Source organism: Vescimonas sp. (assembly GCF_057856985.1).
The window spans coordinates 1-1586 of sequence record NZ_DBLZXX010000041.1 but is presented as its reverse complement, the minus strand read 5'-3'; the positions used below and the strand labels follow the sequence as shown (position 1 = coordinate 1586).

The following is a 1586-nucleotide window of genomic DNA, read 5'->3' as shown; positions in this document are numbered from 1 at the left end:
AAACAGTCTATGGACGGCAATACCGCTGCGGCGCATGTAGCTTATGCATTCACCGATGTGGCTGCCATCTACCCCATCACCCCCTCCAGCCCCATGGCCGACACCGTTGACCAGTGGAGCGCTGCAGGCCTGAAGAACATCTTCGGCAACCAGGTCAAGGTTGTTGAGATGGAGTCCGAGGCCGGCGCCGCAGGCGCTGTCCACGGTTCTCTCGGTACCGGTGCCATCACCACCACCTTTACCGCTTCCCAGGGTCTTCTGCTGATGATCCCCAACATGTACAAGATCGCCGCTGAGCAGCTGCCCTGCGTCTTTGACGTTTCTGCCCGTACCGTTGCTACCCAGTCCCTGAACATCTTCGGTGACCACAGCGACGTTATGGCCGTTCGTCAGACCGGCTTTGCCATGCTGGCCGAGAGCAACCCGCAGGAGGTCATGGACCTGTCTCCCGTTGCTCACCTGTCCGCTATCGAGGGCCACGTTCCGTTCGTGAACTTCTTCGACGGCTTCCGTACCTCCCACGAGATCCAGAAGATCGAGAAGTGGGACTACGAGGACCTGAAGGAAATGTGCAACATGGAGGCTGTCGAGGAGTTCCGTGCCAAGGCCCTGAACCCCGAGCACCCCAAGATGCGCGGTTCCCACGAGAACGGCGACGTCTTCTTCCAGCATCGTGAGGCCTGCAACCCCGCTTACGAGGCTCTGCCTGCCGTTGTTGAGAAGTACATGGCCAAGATCAACGAGAAGCTGGGCACCAACTACGACCTGTTCAACTACTACGGCGCCGAGGATGCTGACCGCGTCATCATCGCCATGGGCTCCATCTGCGACGTCGCAGAGGAGGTCGTTGACTACCTGACCGCCAAGGGCGAGAAGGTCGGCCTGGTTCTGGTCCGCCTGTACCGTCCCTGGGTCTCCAGCGCCCTGCTGAAGGTCCTGCCCAAGACCGTCAAGAAGATCGCCGTTCTGGACCGCACCAAGGAGCCCGGCTCCCTGGGCGAGCCCCTGTACCTGGATGTCGCCACCACCCTGCGTGAGGCCGGCATGAACGACGTCGTCCTGACCGGCGGCCGCTACGGCCTGGGCTCCAAGGACACCCCGCCGTCCAGCGTCTTTGCTATCTACACCGAGCTGGAGAAGGACGCTCCGAAGTCCCGCTTCACCATCGGCATCACCGACGACGTGACCAACCTCAGCCTGCCTGAGGTCAAGCCCGCTCCCATCACCTCCGCCCCCGGCACCAAGGAGTGCAAGTTCTGGGGTCTCGGCGGCGACGGTACTGTCGGTGCCAACAAGAACTCCACCAAGATCATCGGCGACCATACTGACAAGTACATTCAGGCTTACTTCCAGTATGACTCCAAGAAGACCGGCGGTGTCACCATCAGCCACCTGCGTTTCGGCGACAAGCCCATCCGCAGCCCCTACTACATCAATCAGGCTGACTTCGTTGCCTGCCACAACCCCGCCTACATCCACATGGGCATGAAGATGGTGCAGGACGTTAAGCCCGGCGGCGTCTTTATGATCAACTGCCAGTGGACCGATGCCGAGCTGGACGAGCACCTGAATGCTGCCGACAAGAA

General features: G+C 60.7%; 1 protein-coding gene. It reads left to right on the top strand.

Annotation, left to right across the window (positions count from 1 at the left end):
* A partial coding sequence (locus ACZM22_RS11125) for a 2-oxoacid:acceptor oxidoreductase family protein (RefSeq protein ID WP_489544118.1) occupies positions 1–1586 on the top strand: 1586 nt, incomplete at both ends.